Genomic DNA, 24,336 nt, shown 5'->3' with positions numbered 1-24,336 from the left:
TGCGGTATGAAAAAGCAAGTCGATAACCCACAACGTCGCCGTGTGCTTAAAGACGGTGTACGCACCGCAGGTGGGCTTGCGGGCGTTGGGTTGTTGCTTGCCTTGCAACAAAAGCAAAGCCTTGCGCGTGAAGGCGTGGCGCTGCGTCCGCCATTTGCCCTAGCAAATGAAAAAGATTTCGCCAGCGCCTGCATTCGCTGTGGGCAGTGTGTGCAGGCTTGCCCTTATGATATGTTGCATCTTGCAGGCCTGCTCTCACCTTTGGAAGCGGGCACACCATATTTTATTGCGCGCCAAAAGCCGTGTGAGATGTGTGTGGATATTCCTTGTGCGAAAGCCTGCCCAAGTGGTGCGCTGGATGCTACTCAAGATAACATTAACGACGCTCGCATGGGGCTGTCGGTGTTATTAGATCACGAAACTTGCCTGAATTGGCAGGGTTTGCGCTGCGACGTGTGTTACCGCGTGTGTCCGCTGATTGATAAAGCGATCACGCTAGAAAATCAGCACAATTCACGCAGTGATCGCCACGCAAAGCTCATCCCCACTGTACATTCCGAAGCGTGTACGGGCTGCGGCAAATGTGAAGAGGCGTGTGTGCTAGAAGATGCGGCAATCAAAGTTTTGCCAATGGTATTAGCCAAAGGTATGCTCGGCAAGCACTATCGGCTGGGCTGGGAAGAAAAGGAAAAAGCAGGGCATTCGCTGTTAAATCAAGACATTATTGATCTGCCAACGCGTATGCCGGAGGTGCAATAATGCCAAATGCCATTGAACATGCTGGGCGTGAGGCGCGAGAAAAGCTCGGCTTTTGGCGTGCTAACCGTTTTTTGCTGCTGCGCAGAGCGTGTCAGCTTGTGATTTTAGCCATGTTTTTAAGCGGACCGTACTTTGGATTTTGGATTTTGCGCGGCAATTACAGCGGCAGCCTTTTGCTTGACACCGTACCATTAACCGATCCGCTCATGCTGGCAGAAAGCTTCGCTACAGGGTATGTGCCCGTGTTAAGTGCGGTGATCGGTGGCTTGATTGTGATTGCCTTTTATGCGTTAGTGGGCAGTAAAGTGTTTTGTGCGTGGTGTTGCCCAGTGAATGTGATCACCGACGTGGCGGCATGGTTAAGGCGAAAACTGAATATTCGTCAAACAGCCAAGCTCAACCGCACTTTGCGCTATGCCATTTTAGTGATGATTTTACTCGGCTCGGCAATAACAGGCACATTGTTGTGGGAGTGGATCAACCCTGTTGCCGCACTGGGGCGGGCGTTAATTTATGGCTTTGGGGCAACAACATGGTTGCTTTTGGCACTTTTTTTATTTGACTTATTGGTAGTTGAACATGGCTGGTGTGGGCATTTATGCCCCATTGGTGCGGCTTATGGTGTAATTGGCGCGAAAAGCCTCATTCGCGTGAAAGTGATTGACCGTGCGCGCTGCGATCGCTGCATGGACTGCTTTAATGTTTGCCCTGAGCCACACGTTTTGCGTAGTCCCTTATTTGGGAAAGCGCAGGAGAGCCAATTAGTATTAAGCAAAGATTGTATCAGCTGCGGACGTTGTGTTGATGTTTGTGCTGAATCAGTTTTTACCTTTTCGACACGATTTAATAAAGGTTAGGAGTGAGTAAGATGTTTAAAAAAGGATTTATAATGGGATTATTGTTTGGCTGCATGAGCGTGGCATTAGCTCAAAGTGCGGTTGAACCCGTGGGGAAAGATATTCAAAGCTCACCTGAAAATGTCGCGCCTGCATTTCATAATAATCCAAAAGAAACCGAGCCTGCGGTGCTTAACTATGTGAATCAGCCTCCGATGATTCCGCATAGTATAAAAAATTATCAGGTGACCAAAAATAATAACCAGTGCTTAAATTGTCACAGTGTGCAGGCTTCTCGCGCAACGGGTGCGCCACGCATTAGCCCAACGCACTTTGTCAGCCGTGATGGCAAAGTCAGCGGCAATCTTGCGCCACGTCGCTATTTCTGCTTGCAATGTCATGTGCCACAAGCAGAAGTGGATCCGATTGTCGAAAATGAATTTAAACCACTACCAGGCTATGGGAGCAAATGATGGCAAAGAAACCCAATATCCTAAAACGCTTTTGGCACTGGTTTAGAACCCCAAGCAAGCTGGCCATCGGCACCCTCTTGATTATCGGCTTTATCGCTGGCGTGGTGTCTTGGGTGGGCTTTAATTACAGCCTTGAGCAGACCAATACGGAAGAATTTTGTGTCAGCTGCCACAGCAATGACGTCTATCCCGAATATTTACACACCGCACACTATCAAAACCGCAGCGGCGTGAAAGCCACCTGCCCAGATTGCCATGTGCCACATCAATTTGTGCCAAAAATTATCCGCAAATTGAAGGCTAGCCGTGAAGTTTACGCGCATGTCATGGGTTACACCGACACCATTGAAAAATTCAACGCTCGCCGCTTACACATGGCTGAACGGGAATGGGAACGCATGAAAGAGAACCAATCTCAAGAATGCCGTAATTGCCATAACTTCGATAACATGGACTTCAGCCAACAAAAATCGGTGGCAGCGAAAATGCACCGCAAAGCCATTGAAAACGGCAATAGCTGTATCGACTGCCATAAAGGCATCGCCCACCAATTGCCAGATATGAGCGAAGTGCAAGACGCCACCGCCATTCACTAACCGCACTTTTATATTGACACGAAAGCCCAAGTTTTTATTTGGGCTTTTTTATATTATTTTGTAATGACGTTTCATTATTTTAATTTTCAAAATATATTGATTTGTCGCTTTTTGTATATTAGAATTTGCGCACTTTTTACCCAAACAAGGATATTAAATGAAAAAAACGTTATTAACTACGCTATTATGCTCACTGATGATGACCGCTTGTTCAAGTGGTGGTAGTGATAATGGACAGAGTAACAACATCCAAAATAGCGAACAAAGCGTAAAAGAAAAGGCTAACGGCAAGGCCAATGAACTAAAAGATAAAGTAAAAGCACAAGCTGATAAAGCCGAAGAAAAAGCTAAAGATATCCAATCAGATACTAAAGATAAAGCCGATGAAGTGAAAGAGAAGGCAAAGTCCGAATCTGATAAAGCCGAAGAAAAAGCTAAAGATATCCAATCAGATACTAAAGACAAAACCGATGAAGTGAAAGAGAAGGCAAAGTCCGAATCTGATAAAGCCGAAGAAAAAGCTAAAGATATCCAATCAGATACTAAAGACAAAACCGATGAAGTGAAAGAGAAGGCAAAGTCCGAATCTGATAAAGCCGAAGAAAAAGCTAAAGATATCCAATCAGATACTAAAGACAAAACCGATGAAGCGAAAGAGAAGGTAAAGTCCGAATCTGATAAAGCCGAAGAAAAAGCCAAAGATGCAAAAGCTGATGAGAAGCTGGATGACCGTAATGATCCGCCTGCTTATATGGCTGTAGATGTCAATGGTACTCAAATGGATCTCACCTTGGGTGAAAATGCAGATGTACCTGGATATAATGACCTACGTTATGATGAAAACATCGATAGCCGTTACAGCACAAATTATCAACATAGTGTGTTTGGTTATGTTATTGATAGAAAAGCGAAAACGAGCAACTTCTTCGCGCAGGGTGAAAGCACGCTCGAGGCGAAAATGCCATCTGAAGGCAAAATCAGTTATCACGGTGATACGCTATACTTCGCGGGTGGCGACTTACAAGAGGGCAGCGCAAATATGTCAGCTAATTTTGGTAAAAAAACGGTTGAAGGCGCCATTATTCATCGCGATGGGCATGAACTGGCCAACTTCCGAGGTCAAATTCACGGAAATCGCTTCACTGCGCATGAAGGCTTGAACGTAGACGGTGGCTTTTATGGCGACAGCGCACAGGAAGCGGCAGGTCAATTTGAAGGCCGTGTAAATGATAAAGAAATTACGGGTGCATTTGCCGTTAAACAACAATAATCACGCCCAGATCGCAAAAACCTCACGCAATAGTGAGGTTTTTTGTGGCATAAAGTGCGATAAAACCGCACTTTGTAGGTTTATTTTGCAGATTTAAACGCAAGTGTGCCTGTCAATTGTAGGGTTTGCGCTTTATCGTCTTGCAATTGGTATGGCAGTTTTGCTGTTGCGCCGAGGATTTGATAGCCGTCTTGAGCTTTGCGCAGTGTCAATTCCGCTACGCCGTCTTTGATGACCACATCGTCAAGATCGCCTGCTTGGTCTTCAAATTCAACATTGTTGAACGGCTGACCGTTGTAGGTAACCAACACTTTCAGTTTGTCGCCTTCTTTTAAGGTCAGGGGGTTGCTCAGTGGAGTGACTTCCAATTTCAAGCCAACGGGTTGGCTGTAAGCGTCATTCCAGGTGAAGATGCTTTTGCCGAGTTTGTAGATGTGGCGCGAGTCGAAAATAACGCCTTGCACTTCAGTGCGTGGTTTGTGGAAATGTTTGTCTGCGGTGAAGGTGAAATAACCGTAGTCGTATTCTGCGGTCATTAAGCCAACTTGCGCTTTTTCGTCTTTTAGGCTGACGTTGCCGTTTTGGAAGTCAAAGCCGACTTTCAAACGTTTGCCGTCGTTGTTGTAGGCGCTCACGCCGATCACTTGTTGAAAATCAGGCAACTCCCAGTGGTCATCAGCCCAAAATTGAATACCATAGCCTTGTTCTGTTTGCACAGGAAATAGGTTGTGGGCGTTGGCACTGGTGGCGAAAAGCCCTGCGAAGGCGAGGGCATAAAGTGATTTGAGTTTCATTGAAATATCCTCTTGTGAACAAATTGCTAAGGGATATTATCACGAATGAGAACCGTTATCAAAAAATAAAGTGCGGTTGACCGCACTTTATCGTGGCAAGTTGATTTGATTGCGCTCGTTATACAATGAGCGATACCCAAAATGTAGTGCGCCGAACAGCGACAAGCTGACCACGGTGCAAATGGCGATCATAATCGCAATTTGATATAACACGGCGGTGCTTGGCAGCGTGCCGGAGAGAATTTGTCCTGTCATCATGCCTGGCAGCGCGATGATGCCCATGCCGAGCATGGAGTTGAGGGTGGGTAAAAGTGCGGTTTCGACCGCTTGATTGACATAAGGTAGCAGAATTTTTTCAGGTGCTACGCCAAAATTGAGCAAGGTGCTTATTTTATCGTTTTCACTGCGCAGGCTTTCGCGAAAGGTTTTCAGCCCAAGGTTAAGTGCGGTCATGGCGTTGCCCATCATCATGCCACCGAGCGGAATGACATACTGCGGGTTAAACACGCTTTGGTTAGCGACCACTAACACAAAAAAGGCGAGAATAGATAGCCCCGAAAGGCTTAACGATAGCATGACTGCCAGTTTAAAGCGCGGATTGAGCATCGGATTTTTCGACAGCACGCGATGAATGGCAAAGACGATCATGGCTGCCACATAGGCGATGGTAAACAGCGGATTTTCATGCCCGAAAATATAGGTTAGCACCCAGCCTGCAATGATCAATTGTACTGTCATGCGTAAGCTGGCAACAAACAGCAGCTTAGATTGCTGAATATGATTTTTTTTCATCACATAAAGCACAATCAGCAACAAGATATAAACCAGGCTGAAATTCATCACATTCATGCTGACGGTGTTCATGCTGTCTCCTTGTGAATGGCGATGATATTTTGCGCAAAGTGCTGTACGATGTTGTCGTCGTGGCTAATGATCAGCGGCGTGATGATTTCTTGCTGGCAAAAGGCTAAAATGTCGCCCATGACACGCTTCGCAAGGCGTTCGTCAAGGGCTGATGTGGGTTCATCGAGCATGATCAGCTTAGGTTTAAGGCTTAAGGCAATGGCGAGAAAAACACGCTGCTGCTCGCCGCCAGAAAGGTGGCTGCAATCATTATCCAGCCCAAAATCCAGCGCTTGTGTGAGGGCGAGATACGGTTTGATTTCATCATCGCTGAGCGGAATTTTATCCAAATAGTGATAAAACAGGTTAAAGTTATCACGAATGGACCTCGCGAAAAGATAAAGCCGCTGATTGACCAGCAAAATCTCACGGCGCAAGGTTATGGTATCAAGGGTGGCAATGTCTTGCCCTTGATAGAAAATCGTGCCGCTATAAGGCGTGAGCGTGGCGTTAAGCAGCTTAAATAATGTACTCTTGCCTGCGCCGCTTGGCCCTTGCAAAAACGTTGTTTTTCCTTGTTCAATGCAGATGTTGGGATAACGTAGGCAGGTCTGTGCCGAATAGCAGACGTTGTCTAGTCGAATAAGTGCATCCATAAAATATCCTGATAAAATTTGTTACTATTAAGCCAAATCTTGAGGCAAATTTCAAATTGCAGTGGCTGTCTGACCGCACTTTGCTATTTGCGTAACTTCACTTGTGCGATTTTATGGTTAGCGCCTTTCACCAAAATCAGGTTTGCCCGTTCGCGGCTTGGCAGGATATTTTCTCGCAAGTTAAGCCCGTTGATGTTATCCCAAATATGATTGGCGGTGGCCACCGCTTCAGCTTCTGAGAGTTTGGAGTAGTGGTTAAAGTAGGAGTTAGGGTCACTAAATGCGCCTTTGCGAAAATTGAGGAAACGCTTGATATACCAACTTTTTAATAATGATTCTTTGGCATCGACAAAGATCGAGAAATCGACAAAATCGGAGACAAACAGGCGATCGGGGTGTTTGATGTGCTGGGCGCTGGTTTGCAACACGTTTAAGCCTTCTAGAATCAAAATATCAGGCTGATCAACCACATTAAACTGATTGGGGATGATGTCGTACGTCAGGTGAGAATAGATCGGCGCTTTGACCTCACGTTTGCCAGATTTTATATCCGAGATAAACTGGATTAATCGCTGCGTATCGTAAGAAATAGGAAAGCCTTTTTTGTGCAATAAATTATTTTTTTGCAAATAGTCCAACGGATAAAGAAAGCCGTCGGTGGTGATTAAATCGACTTTTCGTGGTTGCGGCCACTGGCTTAAGAGCGATTGCAAAATCCGCGCGCTGGTACTTTTGCCCACTGACACACTGCCTGCAATGCTGATAATATAAGGCACTTTGGGTGGTTTTACGCCTAAAAAACGGTGGAGCACCGCTTGGCGGGCCAGATTTTCTTCGATGTAATAATTGACCAAACGTGTTAGCGGCAGATAAATGGTGCTGACTTCATCCAGTGACAGATCTTCGTTAAACCCCAGCAGCGGCTCAAGATCTTGCTCGGTGAGTGTCAAGGGCACACTTTTACGCAATGCCGCCCACTGTGGGCGGTTAAATTCCATAAAGGGTGTGTATTTTTGGTCAGCTTTCATGACGTATCCTTTGCGTTCACCTAACGTCATAGTATCACGAGTTATCAATTAAACCTAAGTGCAAAAGCGCATTTTTTAAGCCGTCTTGCTCAATATCACCACAAACATAGTCCGCTTTTGCCTTGAGTTCGTTGTGCGCATTGCCCATCGCCACCCCAAAGCCGACCGCACTTATCATCTCCAAATCATTTAGCCCATCTCCGAAAGCCACAGCATTTTCTGGGGAGAGGTTGAAATGCGCAAGCACTGCGTTGATACCGCGCGCTTTCGAGCCATCACGGCTGAGCACATCCACTGCGTCTTCATGCCAGCGCACCGTGCGAAGGCGAGTTTGTAGCAGCGGTGATTGCGCCACAAGGTCATCATCACTTTCATCATAAAACGCCAGCATTTGGTAAACCGCACTTTGTTGATAGTAGTTCGGGTCAACGATATAACGCGCCGTAATAGGGCGCAGCGCGTTGTCAACTTTGTCGGTTTGACGGTTGACGGCAATGGCATCGTGGCCGACAAAAGCATAATCAATGCCCAGGCGGGTGAAAAACGCCACCATCTCTTCAATGTCGTCTCGCGCAAGCGGGAAGCTGGCAATGGTTTCGCCTTGATAACAGTTATATTGCCCATTGATGCTCACAAACAACGTGATCGGCAGCTCGGCGATCAGCTGATCAATGTCTACTGGCAGCGCACACAACGCGCGGCCTGTTGCAATGGCGGGAATGATGCCGTTGTCTTTGAGTTTGGTGAGTGCGGGCAACACGGTGTCGGGTAAATAGTGCTTATTTTTAACGTAAAGTGTTTCATCAATATCAAAAAATACGATCTTAATTTGTTGTGGTGAAAGCATAGCGTCCATTGATTAAGTGTAGTAAAGCGAGCATCTTACCATTTTTTCGCGCCTGATCGCATAATTGCGTTGAGAAAAATGTAGTAAAGCGCACATTTTGGCATGATATTGCCATGCAATCTTTCCACTTTTTATTGGCTAACGCGTTAGGTGCGCGCTGTGTATTATGCCATCAACGGTTGCACCTTGCGCAGTTTGGCGTGTGTAGCCGCTGTTATCGTGCGTTGTCTCAATGGGCTTATTGCGGGCGTTGTGGGCAGATTTTACCGCGCCATGAACAGCACTGTGGGCAGTGTTTACATCACCCGCCACGCTGGCATCATCTTGTGCATGTCAGCCCTTTTCAACCCCCATTGAGCGGCTTGATTCACCAGTTTAAATTTCAGCAAGGTTACGCTCTCGACCGCACTTTAGCCCGTTTGTTATTGCTGGCGATTAAGCATCATCAGCGGTTGTATCAAACGCCAATGCCCGATGAAATTATTCCCGTGCCCTTGCACACCCGCCGCCATAAGCGACGGGGCTATAATCAGGCAGAATTACTCGCACGCCAACTAGCACACTACCTCCAATTGCCCGTGAATCTCCGTGCGCTTGAGCGCGTTTATGCCGTTGCACCGCAGCGAGGGCTGAGCGCACGCGCGCGGCGTGAAAATGTTCGTCATGTTTTTCAAGCCACCCAGCGCTTTGATGGCAAGCATATTGCACTCGTTGATGATGTGGTCACTACAGGGGCAACGGTCAATGAGCTATGCCGAGTGCTTAAGCGCGCGGGCGCACGGGAGGTGAGCATTTGGTGTTTGTGTCGCAGCCAACGCCATTGAAGGCTGGAAAAAAGTGCGGTTTAGGCGTATGATAGCAGGCAAAATTCCGACAAATTAAGTCGGATATTCACGAACAATTAAGGACAGTTATGTACATTACCATTTCTCAAGCCGCCCAAGCGCACTTTCGCAAATTGCTCGATCAACAAGAAGACGGCACCAATATCCGCATTTTTGTCGTCAACCCTGGCACCCCGAATGCCGAGTGTGGCGTGTCATACTGCCCACCCAATGCGGTGGAAAGTGCGGACACTGAGCTGAAATACGACACCTTTTCTGCCTTTGTTGACGAGGTGAGCTATCCGTTTTTAGAAGATGCGGAGCTGGATTTCGTCACCGATGATATGGGGTCACAATTAACGCTTAAAGCGCCAAACGCCAAGATGAAAAAAGTCGCCGACGATGCGCCGCTTATTGAACGGGTCGATTATGTGATTCAAACTCAAATCAACCCACAACTGGCCAGCCACGGCGGGCGCATTACGTTAATTGAGTTGACCGAAGACGGCTACGCCATTTTGCAATTTGGCGGCGGCTGTAACGGCTGCTCAATGGTGGATGTCACCTTAAAAGAAGGGGTGGAAAAACAATTGCTGGAGCAATTTGCAGGGGAGTTGCACGGCGTGCGTGATGTCACCGATCACCAGCGTGGCGAACACTCTTACTATTGATTTTTATATGATAAAAGTGCGGTTGGGTTTAAAACCACCGCACTTTTTGTTATGTTAGCCCTTTTAAACGAACCCATTAAAGATCATGTTAAACCAACACATTAGCCAAACGATTGCTCACGAATTGAACGTTAAGCCAGCGCAAATTCTCGCTGCCATTGAGCTTTTCGACGCGGGCAACACCATTCCGTTTATCGCACGTTATCGCAAAGAGGCAACCGGTGGGCTTGATGACAGCCAGCTGCGCCATTTTGAAACTCGCTTGAGTTACCTGCGTGAGCTTGAAGAGCGTCGCCAAACCATTTTGAAATCCATTGACGAACAAGGCAAATTGACGGACGAATTGCGCGAGCAGATCACCACCTGCGAAAGCAAAACCGCACTTGAAGATCTCTATCTGCCGTACAAACCTAAACGGCGCACCAAAGGGCAAATTGCCATTGAAGCAGGGCTGGCACCGTTGGCTGATGCGCTTTGGGCGAATCCAAGTTTGGTGCCCGAAACGCTGGCGCAAGATTATTTAAACCCTGAACAGGGTGTCACAGACAGCAAAGCCGCCCTTGATGGCGCGCGCTATATTTTGATGGAGCGTTTTGCCGAAGATGCCCAACTGATTGCAAAAGTGCGGTCGTATTTACAAAAAAATGCCTATTTGGTTTCCCAAGTGGTGGCGGGCAAAGAGGCGGAAGGGGCGAAATTTCAAGACTATTTCGATCACCGCGAGCTGCTATCCAAAGTGCCCTCACACCGCGCGTTGGCAATGCTGCGTGGGCGCAATGAAGGCGTGTTGCAATTGAGTCTTGATGCCGACCCAGAGCGCGAAGATAAACGCCAAAGCTACTGTGAAGACATTATTCGCGCGCACTACGATGTGCGCCTTAATCAGCAACCCACTGACAGCTGGCGCGCACAAGTGATTAGCTGGACGTGGCGAATTAAGCTGTCATTGCATTTGGAAACCGAGCTTATGGCGGCATTGCGTGAAAAAGCCGAAGGTGAGGCGATTGATGTGTTTGCGCGCAACTTGACCGCACTTTTAATGGCACCGCCTGCGGGTGCGCACACCACTATGGGGCTTGACCCGGGTTTGCGTACTGGAGTGAAAGTGGCTGTTGTGGATAGTACGGGGAAATTATTGGCAACGGAGACGATTTATCCACATACGGGGCAAATTGATCGTGCTGCACAAAGCATTTATCAGCTCGGCAAGCGCTTTAATGTTGGGCTAATTGCCATCGGCAACGGCACTGCCTCGCGTGAAACAGAGCGTTTTATCGCTGGCGTGTTGTCTCAATCGAAAGATTGGCAAGCGCAAAAAGTGGTGGTCAGTGAAGCGGGCGCATCGGTTTATTCTGCCTCTGAGCTGGCTGCGAAAGAGTTCCCTGAGCTTGATGTTTCTCTGCGTGGGGCGGTGTCTATTGCTCGGCGCTTGCAAGATCCGCTCGCGGAACTGGTGAAAATTGACCCGAAAGCCATCGGCGTGGGGCAATATCAACACGATGTTAATCAAAGCCAACTGGCGCGTAAGCTCGATGCGGTGGTGGAAGACTGCGTTAACGCTGTGGGCGTGGATTTAAACACGGCCTCAACCGCACTTTTAACGCGCGTGGCAGGCTTAAGCTCGACCTTGGCACAAAATATCGTCCATTATCGCGACGAAAATGGGCGTTTTGATAACCGTGAGCAATTGAAACAGGTGCAACGCCTTGGCCCGAAGGCCTTCGAGCAGTGCGCGGGCTTTTTACGTATCTCGGGCGGCTCTAATCCACTCGATGCCTCTAGCGTACACCCTGAAGCCTATCCTGTGGTGGAGAAAATTTTGCACGCCAGCGGTGAACGCATTGATGCGTTGATGGGCAACGCGGCGCTGGTGGGCAAGTTAGACCCAGCGCAGTTTATTGATGCGCGCTTTGGGCTGCCAACCGTGCGAGATATTCTGCAAGAATTGGAAAAACCTGGGCGCGACCCGCGCGGTGAATTTAAAACCGCGACTTTTAAAGAGGGCGTTGAAACGTTAGAGGATCTGAGCGTGGGCATGATCTTAGAAGGCACGGTGACGAATGTGACCAATTTTGGTGCGTTTGTGGACATCGGCGTGCATCAAGACGGCTTAGTGCATATTTCTGCGCTGTCTGACCGTTTTGTGGAAGACCCGCATCAAGTGGTAAAAACAGGGGACATTGTCAAAGTGAAAGTGCTTGAGGTGGATTTGCCACGCAAGCGCATAGCACTGACCTGCCGCCTTGACGACAAGGCGCAATCTAAAGGGCAAAGTGCGGTGCGCACCGATAAAAAAGCGCAAGGCTTGCGTGCGAAATCCGCGCCACACAGCACAATGGGCAATGCCTTTGCTGATGCCTTGAAAAACTGGAAAAAATGACCGCACTTTAGTCACATTCTATTGAAGAAATTATTTTATCTTATTAAAAAATAAAAAATTCTAAATGGAATGTGACATTGTTCTCAATTTTCATAATCGAAAATTAACAACCCCATTAAACGTGATATTATGCCCTCAGACACAGTTGTCTTTGAATTGTGCCAAATTTAATAATATCAATGATTAATAAGGGGTGACTTATGATAGGTTTTCTAAAACCGAGTGCTGACAAGCCTTTGTTACCAAAAGATCAAATTGACCCAACTTATCGTCGCTTGCGCTGGCAAGTGTTTATGGGGATTTTCTTTGGTTATGCGGCCTACTATTTTGTGCGGAGTAATTTTGATTTAGCCCAAAAAGGGTTGATTGAAGCGGGGCTTTACACCAAAACCGAACTGGGTGTGATCGGGATTGCGCCAGGGTTGGCTTATGGTTTGTCTAAATTTTTAATGGCGTCGATTTCTGACCGTTCCAATCCAAAAATTTTCTTGCCAGTGGGGCTTGCGCTCTCAGGGCTTTGTATGACGCTTATGGGCTTGGTGCCGTGGGCGACATCGGGCATTTTGATCATGTTTATTATGCTCTTTATTAATGGTTGGTTCCAAGGCATGGGCTGGCCGCCATGTGGGCGTACTATGGTGCATTGGTGGTCTAAAACTGAACGTGGGACTATCGTGTCTATTTGGAATACTGCACATAACCTAGGCGGTATGGTGCCTGCATTGCTAGTTGGTTTAGCAACAATGATCTATGCTTCAAATCACCCTGAAGTGACTAAAGTCACCTTCGGTGATATTTGGCAACAAGCGCTGTATTACCCTGGTATCGCCGCTATGGTGGCATCTGTTGTTATCTACTTCTTAATGAAAGACCGCCCACAAAGCTGTGGTTTGCCACCGATTGAAGTGTATAAAAATGACTACCCAGAAGACTACGACGAGAAAACCGCGGAAAATACTCTCACCGCGAAAGAAATTTTTATCACCTATGTGTTGAAAAACCGCCTGTTGTGGTACATCGCCATCGCCAACGTGTTCGTCTATCTCATCCGTTATGGCGTGTTGAAATGGTCACCTGTTTACCTTGGTGAAGTTAAACACTTTAACATTAAAGCCACTGCGTCAGCGTATGCGATTTATGAATTTGCGGCGATTCCTGGCACGCTGATTTGTGGTTGGATGTCGGATAAGGTGTTTAAAGGTAAACGCGGTTTAACAGGTCTTGTATTTATGATTATGGTGACTGTTGCGGTTATCGTGTTCTGGCTCAATCCAGCAACACCAGCCGATGAAATGGCGAAATACGCCGAATTGCCGTGGTATCAAAATCCATATCAATTAACAGACTTCATTATGATGACTGTGATCGGCTTTTTAATCTACGGCCCAGTTATGCTTATCGGCTTGCATGCGCTGGAATTAGCACCGAAAAATGCCGCAGGTACGGCAGCAGGTTTCACTGGCTTGTTTGGTTACTTAGGTGGTACGGTTGCCGCTAGTGCTATCATCGGCTGGGCTGCAGATAAATATGGCTGGGACGGTGGCTTTTACATCATGGTCGGCGGTGCTATTATTGCCTGCTTATTGTTGCTCTTAACTATGATTGAAGAAGGCAAACATAAAGCACGTATTGCCGCAGGTGACCGTTACGGCAACTAATCATTAAGCCAAAGGCGAGGGGAAACATAAACCTTCGCCTTTTTTATACATAAAATAAGACAAAAGGAGCAAATATGAAGAAAATTAATGTATTAGCTATGTCGCTTTTGTGCAGTTCTGTACTGATGGGCTGCGCAGGGCAACAAAGTGCGGTTGAACATAATAATCAAGATAAGTTAGTGATTGCTCACCGTGGGGCGAGCGGTTATTTGCCTGAACATACATTGGAGTCCAAAGCACTGGCCTTTGGACAAAAGGCTGATTACCTTGAGCAGGATTTGGCAATGACCAAGGATAATCGCCTCGTGGTGATTCACGACCACTTTTTAGATGGCTTAACCGACGTGGCGCAAAAATTCCCAAAACGTCATCGTAAAGATGGGCGTTATTATGTCGCCGATTTCACTTTGGCAGAAATTCAACAGCTGAATATGACAGAGAATTTCAAAACCGAGAAGGGCAAACAAGTGCAGGTTTATCCTGACCGCTTCCCAATGTGGAAATCGCACTTTAAAATTCACACCTTTGAAGATGAGCTTGAATTTATTCAAGGGTTAGAAAAATCCACGGGCAAAAAAATTGGTATTTATCCAGAAATTAAAGCCCCATGGCTGCATCACCAAGAAGGCAAAGACATTGCCCTAGCCACGCTTAACGTGCTGAAAAAATATGGCTACACCAGTAAAGACAGCCCAGTGTATTTGCAAACCTTTGACTTCAACGAACTTAAACGCATTAAAACCGAATTGTTGCCAAAATTGGGCATGGATATCAAACTGGTGCAACTGGTGGCTTACACCGACTGGCATGAAACCGAAGAGAAAAATGCCCAAGGCAAATGGGTTAACTACAATTATGATTGGATGTTCAAACCAGGCGCGATGGCTGAAGTGGCGAAATATGCCGACGGCGTAGGCCCAGGTTGGTATATGTTGATCGATGATAAAAAATCGAAAAAAGGCAATATTCAATACACTGAAATGGTTGCCGATGTTGCTGCGAACAAGCTGGAATTGCATCCATATACCGTGCGCAAAGACGCATTGCCTGATTTCTTTAGCAATGTCGATGAAATGTATGATGCCCTGTTTAACAAAGCGGGCGCCACAGGCCTTTTCACCGACTTCCCTGATCTCGCAGTGAAATTCTTGGGTAAAGATAAATAACCTGATTGATCGCAACACGACCGCACTTTGCTCAATGTGCGGTTTTTTAACGGCTAAACAACGCCGCGCCGCCGCTGGCTGGCAGGGTGGTGCCGTAAATTAGCGAGATGCCTAATATGATTAATAGCACGCCAAACACGATTTTCACCCACAGCCCGAGATGTTGGCTTAATTGTGGCGAGAGATACCAACGCCCGAGTTTGACGGCATACTGGCGAGCGAACAGCACCAAGCAGGCAAAGCCCGACAGGGAAAGCCCCGTGCCTACCGCCATTGTCATGGTTGCCAACATACCCCATGGATAAAGGTCGAGCATATAGGCGAGAAACAGCACAAAAATCGCGCCCGAACATGGTCGCAGGCCGATGCTGAAAATGATCATCAGTTGTGATTTCCAATCACTGGCGTGAGCCAGCTCTTGTGCGTTGGGGGCGTGTTTGTGCCCACAGCCGCAGGTATCATTCGTGCTGCTCATAGGCGGCTTGCGCAATGCCATAGCGCCTGTGGGCAGGGGCTGAAAAGGGCTGTCAATGCGCTTGATGTTGAGCGATTTAATGTGAAGTGCGGTTTTTGGGCGCAGTGAACGCCAGAGCTTTTTGCCGTTGCTCACCAGCCAATAGGCCCCGATAATCATCATAATCGCAAAACTGGCGCGCTCCATCCATACTTGCGTGAGCTTAAAATAGCGTGAGGAAAGCGTGAGCGCCACCACCACGATCGAGGTCATTAAAATCGCCACCAACCCTTGCAACAGTGAGGCTGCCAGCGTGAGGCGAATGCCTTTTTTAATTTGCATGACGTTGGCGGAAAGGTAACTGGCGATGATAAATTTGCCATGTCCTGGGCCGACGGCATGGAACACGCCATAGAGAAAACTGACCAACACCAAATAGCCGCCAGCGTGTGCGGGGGATTGGCGCACGAGGTGAAGATTTTCGCTAATCGATTGGTTAAATAACCGCTGCCAGTGCATGATCTGTGCTAACACACTGGGGTAAAAATACCACAGCAACAGGCAAAGTGCGGTTAGTATGCCAAGATTAATCCAAAGGGCTTTTCTACTTAAGGGCATGTCAACTCCACGCGTTGGGCAAACTGCACGCCAAGCGAAAAGTCTTCATCTTTTTGAGATTTGTCTAATCCACTGGCGTATTGCTTGAGGGTCTCATCAATGCTCGGGGTGGTTATGCTCACTTTACACTGGCTGCCCGCAGGCGGGTGTGCGCCTTGATTATTCGGATAGCTCATTTCCACATAGTAGCTGGGATCGTAGGTTTGCAGCAATGCGTTGAACCCTTTCAGTGGCTGCGGGTGGGTGAGGTTGAGCGTGAAATAAAACAGTAATTGGTGGTCTTTAACCTCAAAGCCGTAATCACTCGGCTTGCTGGTGTATTTAATTGGCTCGTGTTGGGCGTTGTAAAAATAACTGAAATAGTGCTGATTGACGATGTTTTGCATAATTTCGTCAGCTAACGCTTTGCGTTTTTGTGGGCTGTTATGGCTTGTTTTGAGTTCGTAGAGAATTTCAGCAGATGATGGCTCATCAAACAGCCAGCGCATTTGCATGCCCGTGAGTTTGTCTTGTTGACTGACAAACGTAGTTTGCAAATCAATAAAAGCATGAGGGTGCGCCGCACTTTGCTGAGCGTACATCGCTAATAATAAGGCCAAGCCCCCAAACCGCACTTTTTGCATATCCGCCCCCTAAATCGTGTGTAATTCAGACATATTCGCGGTGATAAAGTTCACCGCGAATGTAGATAGTGCGGGCTTGCTGACTATTTTTTACGCGGACGCGCCCAGCCAGTGATATGGCGTTGTGCCACGCGGGTGATGACCAACTCATCTTTGGCCACATCTTTGGTGATGGTGCTGCCTGCACCGATAGTCGCGCCATCGGCCACATTGACTGGTGCGACTAATTGCGTGTCTGAGCCCACAAACACATCATCGCCAATCACGGTTTGGAATTTATTGGCGCCATCGTAATTGCAGGTGATCACTCCCGCGCCGAGATTACAGTTTTTGCCCACACGAGCATCGCCGACGTAGGTGAGGTGGTTGACTTTGGAGCCTTCTCCAATGTGCGCTTTTTTGATCTCAACAAAGTTACCCACATGGGTGTTGCCTGCCAGCTCAGCACCTGGGCGCAGGCGAGAGAACGGACCGATGACCGCACTTTGCCCAACGCTAGCGTCTTCAATCACGCTGTAAGGCTTGATTTCTACATCATCACCAATACGGCAATTTTTTAGCACGCAGCCTGCCCCTACGCGCACGCGATTGCCGAGTACCACATCACCTTCGATGATCACATTGACATCCATTTCCACATCTTTGCCGTGGGTGAGATTGCCACGAATATCAATGCGTTGCGGATCGATGAGCATTACCCCGTCGAGTAATAATTTTTTCGCTAAACGCGCTTGGTAGTAGCGCTCAAGGGCGGCGAGTTGCAGGCGATTATTCGCACCTTCCACTTCCATTGGATCTAAGGCTTGCACCCCCACCACTTGGCAGCCGTCTTGATTGGCCAGTGCAATCACATCGGTGATGTAGTATTCCCCTTGCGCATTATTATTGTCTAATTTCGCCAACCAGCGTTTGAAACTTGCACCACTGGCAACCATTAAGCCTGAGTTGGCCTCTTTGATGGCGCGTTGTTCGGCGGTCGCATCTTTTTGTTCCACAATGCCGACGATATTTCCATTTTCACCACGCAAAATGCGCCCGTAGCCCGTTGGATCATCAAGGTTGACCGTCAGCAGCGCTATGCCGTTGTCAGGCTTGGCGTTGATCAATTGTGTCAGGGTTTCTTCGGTGATGAGCGGACCGTCGCCGTAGAGCATCAAAATGTTTTCATCATCGGCAAAGTGCGGTGCAGCTTGTTGCATCGCATGCCCTGTGCCGAGTTGTTCAGCTTGCAGCACCCACTCGACTGGCTCGTCTTTTAAACGCGTTTGCATCAGCTCACCGCCGTGGCCGTAAATCAGATAAATATGCTCAGGCGAGAGCTTGCTCACCGTGTCAATCACGTGTTTGACCATCGGTTTGCCTGCCACATTGTGCAGCACTTTGGGTAAATCGGAATACATACGGGTGCCTTTGCCAGCGGCCAGCACCACAACGCTTAGTTTTTGTGTTGTCATTGTGTTATCTCTCATCAATGCACGCCGTAGCGGCGTGTTTGTCAGCTTCAAAGTATTGATCCATTTCAAACGATGGCACGCCGTCAGCGTTGCCACGGGCGATAATTTTGGCAGGCACACCCGCAGCGGTGGCATAGGCGGGTACAGGCTGTAGGACTACAGAGCCTGCACCAATTTTAGCAAATTGCCCAATTTCAATATTGCCTAAAATTTTAGAACCAGCGCCAATCATCACGCCAGCTCGAACTTTCGGGTGGCGATCGCCTTCGACTTTACCCGTTCCGCCAAGGGTTACGCCTTGTAAAATTGACACGTCATTTTCCACCACGGCGGTTTCCCCCACTACAATGCCTGTTGCGTGGTCGAGCATAATCCCACAACCAATTCGCGCCGCAGGGTGAATGTCCACATCAAAAGCAACAGAAATTTGGTTTTGCAGATAAATCGCTAGCGCTTTGCGATCTTGCTGCCACAAGTAGTGGGTGATGCGGTAACTTTGCAATGCGTGATAGCCTTTTAGGTATAACAGTGGCGTGGAGAGCATCGTCACCGCAGGGTCACGTTCACGCACCGCACTTAAGTCGTGGGCGGCAGCATCAATCAGCTCAGGATTGTGCTGGTAGGCATCTTCAATGATCTCTTTCAGTGCAATGGCTTGCATAATCGGGTTAGCCAGTTTGTTGGCTAAAATATAGCTTAGCGCTTGACCCAAATGGTGATGCTTTAAAATCGTAGCGTGGAAAAAACTCGCCAGCATCGGTTCATTTTCCGCCAGCGAGGTGGCTTCATCACGAATGGCTTGCCAAAGTGCGGTCAATTCATCTATTTTCATTGTATTATTCATTGGCTAAACTCTTCCGTTTTTTTGCGCCCTAACAAGGCGTGAGCGGCCTCTTTGGCATCTTTGCCGCAAAACAGCACTTGATAAATCTGCTCAGTGATTGGCATTTCCACGCCCTGTTGCTGGGCTAATAAATGGGTTTCTTTGGTGTTATAAAAGCCTTCTACGACTTGCCCAATATTGGAAAGTGCGGTTTGCGCATCAAACCCTTGCCCCAGCATGAGCCCAAAACGGCGGTTGCGCGATTGATTATCGGTACAGGTGAGCACCAAATCGCCCAAGCCTGCCATGCCCATAAAGGTTTCTGGCTGTGCGCCAAGGGATAATCCTAGTCGCGTGATTTCCGCTAAACCCCGAGTGATAAGTGCGGTGCGCGCATTGGCACCGAAGCCCATGCCATCCGAGATGCCCGCGCCAATGGCAATCACGTTTTTCACTGCGCCGCCAAGTTGCACGCCGATAAGATCGTTGTTGACATACACGCGAAAATGCTTGGAGCAATGAATACGCGATTGTACTTCTTTGGCAAAATTGACGTCGTCTGAGGCAATGGCAATCGCCGTTGGCATCCCCGAAGCTAGCTCATGGGCGAAAGTGGGGCCTGAGAGCACCGCCAGCGGATAGTGATAGCCTAAAATATCTTGTGCTACCGTATGCAGCAGCCGTCCTGTATCACGTTCAAGACCTTTGGTCGCCCAAATCAGGCGGTGATTGGGTTGTAAGTGTGGTTTAATCTGCATCAGCACGTCAGCAAATACATGGCTTGGCACCACCAGCAAAATATCGCGCGAGAGCTTAAGTGCCCGCGCCAAATCAGGTTCAATATTCAGGCTGTCAGGAAAGGGAATATCGGGTAGAAAGTCGCGGTTTTCGCGATCAATATTCAAACGCGCAAGCTGCTTTGGATTATGCCCCCATAAATAGGTGGGCGCGCCGTTGCGTGACAGGGCAATTGCCAGTGCACTACCAAATGAACCCGCGCCTAGCACGGTCATCGGAATGTGGCTGATGGCATTCGTCATCTTATTCTCCTTACGCTGTTTTTGCTGATTATAAAACAAAAACGCAGGACATGCCTGCGTTTTATGCTATTGCGATAAAGCGATTAATGCGTGGTTTCTTCGCTTTGTGCTTCCTCTTGCGCTACTTGTTCTTGCAATTGCTGCATAAATAACGCATCAAAATTGATTGGAGAAAGGTTCAATGCAGGGAAGGTGCCGCGGTTAACCAGACTTGAGATCAGCTCACGCGCATAAGGGAAGAGCATATTTGGGCATTGTGCGCTTAAGCAGTGCGCCAATTGTACGCCTTCAAGCCCTGTAATGGTGAACACGCCTGCTTGTTTCACTTCACATAAGAATGCCACTTCTTCGCTCTCTTCCATTTTTGTTTCAACGGTGAGATTTAAGCACACTTCATAGACATTTTCTGCCAACACTTGAGTTTCGGTGTTGAGATCAAATGACAATTGCGGTTTCCATTCTTGTTGAAAAATGGTTGGTAGATTTGGCGCCTCAAACGACACATCTTTGATGTAAATGCGTTGAATTTGCAAAGACGCCTCAACTTGCTCGTTTTCAGTTGCAGTGTTGCTTTCTTGTTGGTTTTCGTCAGCCATAAAAACTCCCTGATTAATTAATGTTTAACAAGCGGTAAATTGGCACCGTTCCAGCCAGCAATGCCTTCTTTCAGACTATAAACTTGGCTAAAGCCTTGTTTATAAAGCGCGTTAGCCAGCTCCACAGAGCCTAAACCTGCACTATCGACCACAATGGCAGGCACAGCTTTGTATTTTTCCAGTGCGGGAATGTGTTTACCTTTGATCTCACTTGGCAAGGCTTGCACGCTGCCTGCAATATGCCCACGGGCAAATTCTTCATCGCTGCGCACATCAACCACAATGCCGTTGTGTTTGTTGATCAGTTGAGTGAGTTGCGCGTTGTCAATCACTTTGGCCTTTGAGGTGGCGGATTTCACACTGGTGACAATCACAGCGACAAACACAGCCACCCAGGCAATCACCATGATGGTGTGATTACGTGCAAATTCCATCGCTTGGGGTAAAAATTCTTGCATGCTTTGCTCTCAATTTATAAAAGATAAACAGTCGGTAAGTATAACCGCACTTTGGTTGATGACCAAATAAAATACGCATCAAAATAAAACACTTCTTTACGTGAGCAAAGAAGTGTTTTTTATAAGCGATTAGAGGTAGTATTTTTTCACTACGTTGAAGTCTTCGTCCAACTCATAGACCAACGGCTGACCGGTTGGAATTTCAAGCCCCATGATGTCTTCATCACTGATGCCTTCAATGTGTTTAGCCAAGGCGCGCAGTGAGTTACCGTGCGCAGTCACTAACACACGTTTACCGTCTAACAGTGCAGGGGCGATTTGGTCTTCCCAGAATGGCAACACACGTTCTAAAGTCACTTTCAAGTTTTCACCATCTGGCACCACATCGCTTGGCAGATTCGCATAACGGCGGTCATTGTGGGCAGAGTTTGGATCGTTTTTGTCCAACAATGGTGGCAAGGTGTCGTATGAACGGCGCCAAATGTGGACTTGCTCTTCACCGTATTTTTCCGCAGTGGCTTTTTTATCTAAGCCTTGTAATTGACCGTAGTGACGTTCATTCAAACGCCAGTTTTTCACTTGTGGAATCCACAATTGGTTGGACTCTTCCAACACGATATTACAGGTTTTAATCGCACGGGTCAGCACAGAGGTAAACGCAATGTCAAACTCAAAGCCCGCGTCTTTTAATTTTTTACCTGCCGCTTTAGCTTCTTCCACGCCGCGCTCAGTCAAATTCACATCACGCCAGCCAGTGAACAAGTTTTTGGCATTCCACTCACTAAAACCATGACGAATAAATACTAATTTCATTTTAAACTCCTTAAGATATCAAAATACTTGCGCCTTTATAGCAAATAATGGCCGAAGTTTAAATAGGGTGAGATCAAGTTTCATGATATTTTCGCGAAAGGCTGATTTTTTTATGATTAACGCGTAGAATAGTGAGATTATGAATTTTGGGGAGGTCGTGTGCAAAAGCGAGTTTTATTAACCGTGCTATCAACGCTGTTGCTCAGTGTTGGGGCATGGGGAGCGAATAACGATCTTGTGGAGGTGCGCAGCCAAATTAAAGCGCAACAGCAAAAGCTCAACGCCCAGCGCAGCGAGCACACCCGCTTGCAACAGGAGCTGAAAAAGCACGAAAGTAACATTAACGCGGTGCTTGGTGAATTGCGCAAAACAGAGCAAGAGCTTAGTGCGGTGCGTAAAGACATCGCCGAGAGTGATCAACAAATTGCCCGCCTTGAAAAGCAACTGAAAGCACAAAAACAAAAACTCGCCGAACAGCTTGACGCCGCCTACCGCGCGGGGCTAAATCCCTCAGTGATTGAGCGCATGCTCAGCGATAAAGCCCAGCAAAGCGGGCGAATGTTTGCTTATTATCAAGAGTTCAATCGTAAACGCATGGCGCTGATTGCCGATATTAAACACACGCAAGAGAGCCTTGAGGCGCAAAAAGCGCAGGCGCAAGCGCAACAAAGCCAACTACAAGCCATTTTAAGCAAGCAGAAAAAAGCGCAAAGCAGCTTAGAAAAAAATCAGCGCGAGCGTAAAACCACCCTGAGCAAGCTGGATCGGTCGATTAAACAAAGTGAAAACCGCCTTGATGTGCTCAAGCAAAACGAGGCCAAACTCAAAAGCTCCATTGCGGCGGCGGAAAAACGCGCGCGTGAGCAAAAACAGCGGGAAATCGCCGAATATGAACGCAAGAAAGCCGCACAAGAAAAAGCCAATAACAAGCCTTATCAACCCACCGAACAAGAGCGCCAACTCACACGCAAAGGCGGCGGCTTGGGCGCGGGCAAGCAGCAATATGCCATGCCTGTTGCGGGCAGCGTGGCGAACCGTTATGGCAGCGTGCAAATGGGCGAGTTGCGCTGGAAAGGCTTGGTTATCAACGCGCCAGCAGGCGCGCCAGTACACGCCATTGCTGACGGGCGCGTGATTTTAGCCGATTGGTTGCAAGGCTACGGGTTAGTGGTGTTGATTGACCACGGTGCGGGGGATATGAGTTTATATGGTTACAACCAGCGCATCAGCGTGAACAATCAACAATATGTCAAACGCGGGCAGAAAATTGCAGAAGTGGGCAACACGGGCGGGCAAGGGCGCGCGGCGCTGTATTTTGAAATCCGCCGCAAAGGCAAGCCGCTGAATCCGCAAAGCTGGGTGAGGTAGCCATGAAGAAAACCGCACTTTGCCTTATCAGCGCACTTTTCGCCTTCAGCGCACACGCGGCGAAATTAGCCATTGTAATTGATGATGTGGGCTATCGCAGTGACGATCTCAAAATCTACGCCATGCCGAACACGCTAAGCGTGGCGATTATTCCCTCCGCGCCTTATGCCACAGAGCGCGCGAACAAAGCCTTTGCGCAAAAGCGCGACATTCTTATTCACCAGCCCATGCAGCCCAAAGGCCAGCACAAAATTGAGCCTGAAGCGTTGCTGATTGGCATGAGTGCCGCGCAGGTGGCCGCCAAGGTGGACTACGCCAAAAAGCGGGTGCCGCACGCCATTGGCATGAACAACCACATGGGCAGCGCCGCCACCTCTGACCGCACTTTGATGACCCATTTAATGCGAAAATTGTCACAGGAAAAATTGTTCTTTTTAGACAGCCGCACCATCGGCTCAAGTGTGGCTGAAAAGGTCGCGAAAGAACAAGGCGTGGGGGCGTTGAGCCGACATATTTTCTTAGATGACAGCGACGCGCTGGCGGATGTACAGCGGCAGTTTCAAAGTGCGGTCAATTATGCCCGCAAGCACGGCAGTGCCATTGCCATTGGCCATCCACGCAAAAACACCATCGCCGTGTTGCAGCGTGGTATCGCCAATTTGCCGCAAGATATTCAATTGGTCAGCATCGCCAGCCTGTGGCGCAAAGAAAAGGCGGTGCCCGTTGCGCCGTTTATCTTATTGTTTAACGACATTCCTGCCACCACCTCACAAGCGCCTTTCACAAAAGTACCGCTGTTGCGTGGCGTGCCCAATTAAAAACCGCACTTTGATCAAAGTGCGGTCGCATTAATATTCCCATTCCTCTGGATTGATCCCTAGCGTGCGCATCACTTGTTTGGCTTCTTCTGGGATTTCATCGCTACGGTCTTTCATCAAATCGTCATCGGTGGGCAAAGGCTGGCCTGTGAAGGCGTGCAAAAAAGCCTCACACAGCAGCTCGCTGTTGGTGGCGTGGCGCAGGTTGCGAATTTGCCGACGAGTGCGCTCATTGGTCAAAATTTCCAAGACTTTAATCGGGATTGAAACAGTAATTTTTTTCACTTGCTCACTTTTTTTGCCGTGTTCTGCATACGGACTAATGTATTTTCCATCCCACTGTGCCATCGTTTCGCCCTTTAGCCATAAAAATAATAGGCGTATTGTAACAAAATTTTTAAAAATAACAATCTAGACGTCAAGACTGCTAAAGGCTAAATGAAGCGATGTGCTCTCCATATTGTTTTATC

The 24,336-nt window shown here is 47.9% G+C and carries 25 protein-coding genes and 1 pseudogene; 12 read left to right on the top strand and 14 right to left on the bottom strand.

The genetic code is table 11. The features are described from left to right. Nucleotides 1–6 precede the first annotated feature (6 nt). From napG to HPC38_RS08510, 5 genes are all read left to right on the top strand, one after another. Nucleotides 7–759 (top strand): ferredoxin-type protein NapG, encoded by a 753-nt coding sequence (gene napG / locus HPC38_RS08530; RefSeq protein ID WP_208120872.1) that lies wholly within the window; start codon nt 7–9, stop codon nt 757–759. Beyond that, nucleotides 759–1,616: a quinol dehydrogenase ferredoxin subunit NapH gene (gene napH / locus HPC38_RS08525; RefSeq protein WP_208120871.1), complete on the top strand. Its 858-nt coding sequence runs from the start codon at nt 759–761 to the stop codon at nt 1,614–1,616. The genes napG and napH overlap by 1 nt, the downstream gene beginning before the upstream one ends. Nucleotides 1,617–1,648: 32 nt before the next feature. Continuing rightward, a complete protein-coding gene (locus HPC38_RS08520) occupies nt 1,649–2,068 on the top strand; it encodes a nitrate reductase cytochrome c-type subunit (RefSeq protein WP_408021848.1) in 420 nt (139 codons plus the stop codon). Further along, nucleotides 2,065–2,664 (top strand): cytochrome c3 family protein, encoded by a 600-nt coding sequence (locus tag HPC38_RS08515; protein ID WP_208120869.1) that lies wholly within the window; start codon nt 2,065–2,067, stop codon nt 2,662–2,664. Before HPC38_RS08520 ends, HPC38_RS08515 begins: the two co-directional genes overlap by 4 nt. Nucleotides 2,665–2,821: 157 nt before the next feature. Further along, nucleotides 2,822–3,934 (top strand): transferrin-binding protein-like solute binding protein, encoded by a 1,113-nt coding sequence (locus HPC38_RS08510; RefSeq protein ID WP_208120868.1) that lies wholly within the window; start codon nt 2,822–2,824, stop codon nt 3,932–3,934. Between the two features lie 80 nt (nt 3,935–4,014). Here the strand turns inward: HPC38_RS08510 and HPC38_RS08505 are convergent, their stop codons facing one another. The 5 genes from HPC38_RS08505 to HPC38_RS08485 form a co-directional block, all read right to left on the bottom strand. Beyond that, nucleotides 4,015–4,728, bottom strand: coding sequence for a DUF4198 domain-containing protein (locus HPC38_RS08505; protein ID WP_208120867.1), 714 nt, complete (start codon nt 4,726–4,728; stop codon nt 4,015–4,017). A gap of 87 nt (nt 4,729–4,815) precedes the next feature. Next, nucleotides 4,816–5,592: an ABC transporter permease gene (locus HPC38_RS08500; protein ID WP_208120866.1), complete on the bottom strand. Its 777-nt coding sequence runs from the start codon at nt 5,590–5,592 to the stop codon at nt 4,816–4,818. Further along, the gene (locus tag HPC38_RS08495; protein ID WP_208120865.1) at nt 5,589–6,227 is read right to left on the bottom strand and encodes an ABC transporter ATP-binding protein; all 639 of its coding nucleotides are present in this window, start codon (nt 6,225–6,227) and stop codon (nt 5,589–5,591) included. Before HPC38_RS08495 ends, HPC38_RS08500 begins: the two co-directional genes overlap by 4 nt. Before the next feature lie 83 nt (nt 6,228–6,310). Next, entirely contained in the window at nt 6,311–7,255 is a 945-nt protein-coding gene (gene coaA / locus HPC38_RS08490) for a type I pantothenate kinase (protein ID WP_208120864.1), read from the bottom strand. A 34-nt stretch (nt 7,256–7,289) separates the two neighbouring features. Further along, the gene (locus HPC38_RS08485; RefSeq protein WP_408021847.1) at nt 7,290–8,111 is read right to left on the bottom strand and encodes a Cof-type HAD-IIB family hydrolase; all 822 of its coding nucleotides are present in this window, start codon (nt 8,109–8,111) and stop codon (nt 7,290–7,292) included. 104 nt (nt 8,112–8,215) lie between these two features. On the opposite strand from HPC38_RS08485, the gene HPC38_RS08480 reads away from it, so the two are divergent. From HPC38_RS08480 to glpQ, 5 genes and pseudogenes are all read left to right on the top strand, one after another. After that, the gene (locus HPC38_RS08480; RefSeq protein ID WP_208120862.1) at nt 8,216–8,926 is read left to right on the top strand and encodes a phosphoribosyltransferase family protein; all 711 of its coding nucleotides are present in this window, start codon (nt 8,216–8,218) and stop codon (nt 8,924–8,926) included. 89 nt (nt 8,927–9,015) lie between these two features. Then, on the top strand, nt 9,016–9,597 hold the full coding sequence (gene nfuA, locus HPC38_RS08475; RefSeq protein WP_208120861.1) for a Fe-S biogenesis protein NfuA: 582 nt from the start codon (nt 9,016–9,018) through the stop codon (nt 9,595–9,597). A gap of 85 nt (nt 9,598–9,682) precedes the next feature. Continuing rightward, nucleotides 9,683–11,854 (top strand): annotated as a pseudogene (locus HPC38_RS08470) (Tex family protein); the annotation flags it as partial. Nucleotides 11,855–12,177: 323 nt separating this feature from the next. Beyond that, nucleotides 12,178–13,635: a glycerol-3-phosphate transporter gene (gene glpT, locus HPC38_RS08465; protein ID WP_208120859.1), complete on the top strand. Its 1,458-nt coding sequence runs from the start codon at nt 12,178–12,180 to the stop codon at nt 13,633–13,635. Between the two features lie 74 nt (nt 13,636–13,709). Further along, nucleotides 13,710–14,801 carry a glycerophosphodiester phosphodiesterase gene (gene glpQ / locus HPC38_RS08460; protein WP_208120858.1) on the top strand — a complete coding sequence of 364 codons (1,092 nt, stop codon included), beginning with the start codon at nt 13,710–13,712 and terminating at the stop codon, nt 14,799–14,801. Nucleotides 14,802–14,847: 46 nt separating this feature from the next. Here the strand turns inward: glpQ and HPC38_RS08455 are convergent, their stop codons facing one another. From HPC38_RS08455 to HPC38_RS08420, 8 genes are all read right to left on the bottom strand, one after another. Then, entirely contained in the window at nt 14,848–15,873 is a 1,026-nt protein-coding gene (locus tag HPC38_RS08455) for a nickel/cobalt transporter (RefSeq protein WP_208120857.1), read from the bottom strand. Continuing rightward, nucleotides 15,864–16,496: a DUF1007 family protein gene (locus tag HPC38_RS08450; protein ID WP_208120856.1), complete on the bottom strand. Its 633-nt coding sequence runs from the start codon at nt 16,494–16,496 to the stop codon at nt 15,864–15,866. Before HPC38_RS08450 ends, HPC38_RS08455 begins: the two co-directional genes overlap by 10 nt. Before the next feature lie 83 nt (nt 16,497–16,579). Continuing rightward, a complete protein-coding gene (gene glmU / locus HPC38_RS08445; protein ID WP_208120855.1) occupies nt 16,580–17,950 on the bottom strand; it encodes a bifunctional UDP-N-acetylglucosamine diphosphorylase/glucosamine-1-phosphate N-acetyltransferase GlmU in 1,371 nt (456 codons plus the stop codon). 4 nt (nt 17,951–17,954) lie between these two features. Beyond that, nucleotides 17,955–18,782, bottom strand: coding sequence for a serine O-acetyltransferase (gene cysE, locus HPC38_RS08440; protein WP_208120907.1), 828 nt, complete (start codon nt 18,780–18,782; stop codon nt 17,955–17,957). A gap of 8 nt (nt 18,783–18,790) precedes the next feature. Continuing rightward, on the bottom strand, nt 18,791–19,813 hold the full coding sequence (gene gpsA, locus HPC38_RS08435) for an NAD(P)H-dependent glycerol-3-phosphate dehydrogenase (protein WP_208120854.1): 1,023 nt from the start codon (nt 19,811–19,813) through the stop codon (nt 18,791–18,793). Between the two features lie 83 nt (nt 19,814–19,896). After that, nucleotides 19,897–20,409 (bottom strand): protein-export chaperone SecB, encoded by a 513-nt coding sequence (gene secB / locus HPC38_RS08430; protein ID WP_208120853.1) that lies wholly within the window; start codon nt 20,407–20,409, stop codon nt 19,897–19,899. Nucleotides 20,410–20,426: 17 nt separating this feature from the next. Then, nucleotides 20,427–20,867, bottom strand: a complete 441-nt coding sequence (locus tag HPC38_RS08425; protein ID WP_208120852.1) for a rhodanese-like domain-containing protein — start codon at nt 20,865–20,867, stop codon at nt 20,427–20,429. A gap of 129 nt (nt 20,868–20,996) precedes the next feature. Next, the gene (locus tag HPC38_RS08420) at nt 20,997–21,680 is read right to left on the bottom strand and encodes a 2,3-diphosphoglycerate-dependent phosphoglycerate mutase (RefSeq protein ID WP_208120851.1); all 684 of its coding nucleotides are present in this window, start codon (nt 21,678–21,680) and stop codon (nt 20,997–20,999) included. 159 nt (nt 21,681–21,839) lie between these two features. Between HPC38_RS08420 and envC the strand changes: the two genes are divergently transcribed. Then, entirely contained in the window at nt 21,840–23,048 is a 1,209-nt protein-coding gene (envC, locus tag HPC38_RS08415; protein WP_328805256.1) for a murein hydrolase activator EnvC, read from the top strand. Between the two features lie 2 nt (nt 23,049–23,050). Beyond that, complete coding sequence (locus HPC38_RS08410; protein WP_208120850.1) at nt 23,051–23,866, top strand: divergent polysaccharide deacetylase family protein; 816 nt, start codon at nt 23,051–23,053, stop codon at nt 23,864–23,866. A gap of 30 nt (nt 23,867–23,896) precedes the next feature. Here HPC38_RS08410 and metJ read toward each other — a convergent pair whose 3' ends face one another. Next, nucleotides 23,897–24,214: a met regulon transcriptional regulator MetJ gene (metJ, locus tag HPC38_RS08405; RefSeq protein WP_208120849.1), complete on the bottom strand. Its 318-nt coding sequence runs from the start codon at nt 24,212–24,214 to the stop codon at nt 23,897–23,899. Nucleotides 24,215–24,336: the final 122 nt, after the last annotated feature.

This window comes from Spirabiliibacterium pneumoniae (assembly GCF_014884995.1).
Taxonomy (GTDB): Bacteria; Pseudomonadota; Gammaproteobacteria; order Enterobacterales; family Pasteurellaceae; genus Spirabiliibacterium; species Spirabiliibacterium pneumoniae.
The sequence above is the reverse complement of the archived record's forward strand: the minus strand, read 5'-3'. Positions and strand labels throughout refer to the sequence as shown.

What these genes read in the sequence shown, in the direction of transcription:
- HPC38_RS08510 (WP_208120868.1), top strand. Translation starts at nt 2,822, where the DNA reads ATGAAAAAAACGTTATTAACTACGCTATTATGCTCACTGATGATGACC.
- cysE (WP_208120907.1), bottom strand. Translation starts at nt 18,782, where the DNA reads ATGAAAATAGATGAATTGACCGCACTTTGGCAAGCCATTCGTGATGAA.
- napH (WP_208120871.1), top strand. Translation starts at nt 759, where the DNA reads ATGCCAAATGCCATTGAACATGCTGGGCGTGAGGCGCGAGAAAAGCTC.
- HPC38_RS08455 (WP_208120857.1), bottom strand. Translation starts at nt 15,873, where the DNA reads ATGCCCTTAAGTAGAAAAGCCCTTTGGATTAATCTTGGCATACTAACC.
- HPC38_RS08505 (WP_208120867.1), bottom strand. Translation starts at nt 4,728, where the DNA reads ATGAAACTCAAATCACTTTATGCCCTCGCCTTCGCAGGGCTTTTCGCC.
- HPC38_RS08520 (WP_408021848.1), top strand. Translation starts at nt 1,649, where the DNA reads ATGGGATTATTGTTTGGCTGCATGAGCGTGGCATTAGCTCAAAGTGCG.
- HPC38_RS08515 (WP_208120869.1), top strand. Translation starts at nt 2,065, where the DNA reads ATGATGGCAAAGAAACCCAATATCCTAAAACGCTTTTGGCACTGGTTT.
- gpsA (WP_208120854.1), bottom strand. Translation starts at nt 19,813, where the DNA reads ATGACGAATGCCATCAGCCACATTCCGATGACCGTGCTAGGCGCGGGT.
- HPC38_RS08425 (WP_208120852.1), bottom strand. Translation starts at nt 20,867, where the DNA reads ATGCAAGAATTTTTACCCCAAGCGATGGAATTTGCACGTAATCACACC.
- secB (WP_208120853.1), bottom strand. Translation starts at nt 20,409, where the DNA reads ATGGCTGACGAAAACCAACAAGAAAGCAACACTGCAACTGAAAACGAG.
- HPC38_RS08420 (WP_208120851.1), bottom strand. Translation starts at nt 21,680, where the DNA reads ATGAAATTAGTATTTATTCGTCATGGTTTTAGTGAGTGGAATGCCAAA.
- nfuA (WP_208120861.1), top strand. Translation starts at nt 9,016, where the DNA reads ATGTACATTACCATTTCTCAAGCCGCCCAAGCGCACTTTCGCAAATTG.
- HPC38_RS08485 (WP_408021847.1), bottom strand. Translation starts at nt 8,111, where the DNA reads ATGGACGCTATGCTTTCACCACAACAAATTAAGATCGTATTTTTTGAT.
- HPC38_RS08410 (WP_208120850.1), top strand. Translation starts at nt 23,051, where the DNA reads ATGAAGAAAACCGCACTTTGCCTTATCAGCGCACTTTTCGCCTTCAGC.
- metJ (WP_208120849.1), bottom strand. Translation starts at nt 24,214, where the DNA reads ATGGCACAGTGGGATGGAAAATACATTAGTCCGTATGCAGAACACGGC.
- coaA (WP_208120864.1), bottom strand. Translation starts at nt 7,255, where the DNA reads ATGAAAGCTGACCAAAAATACACACCCTTTATGGAATTTAACCGCCCA.
- HPC38_RS08500 (WP_208120866.1), bottom strand. Translation starts at nt 5,592, where the DNA reads ATGAACACCGTCAGCATGAATGTGATGAATTTCAGCCTGGTTTATATC.
- napG (WP_208120872.1), top strand. Translation starts at nt 7, where the DNA reads ATGAAAAAGCAAGTCGATAACCCACAACGTCGCCGTGTGCTTAAAGAC.
- glpQ (WP_208120858.1), top strand. Translation starts at nt 13,710, where the DNA reads ATGAAGAAAATTAATGTATTAGCTATGTCGCTTTTGTGCAGTTCTGTA.
- HPC38_RS08480 (WP_208120862.1), top strand. Translation starts at nt 8,216, where the DNA reads ATGCAATCTTTCCACTTTTTATTGGCTAACGCGTTAGGTGCGCGCTGT.
- glpT (WP_208120859.1), top strand. Translation starts at nt 12,178, where the DNA reads ATGATAGGTTTTCTAAAACCGAGTGCTGACAAGCCTTTGTTACCAAAA.
- HPC38_RS08450 (WP_208120856.1), bottom strand. Translation starts at nt 16,496, where the DNA reads ATGCAAAAAGTGCGGTTTGGGGGCTTGGCCTTATTATTAGCGATGTAC.
- glmU (WP_208120855.1), bottom strand. Translation starts at nt 17,950, where the DNA reads ATGACAACACAAAAACTAAGCGTTGTGGTGCTGGCCGCTGGCAAAGGC.
- HPC38_RS08495 (WP_208120865.1), bottom strand. Translation starts at nt 6,227, where the DNA reads ATGGATGCACTTATTCGACTAGACAACGTCTGCTATTCGGCACAGACC.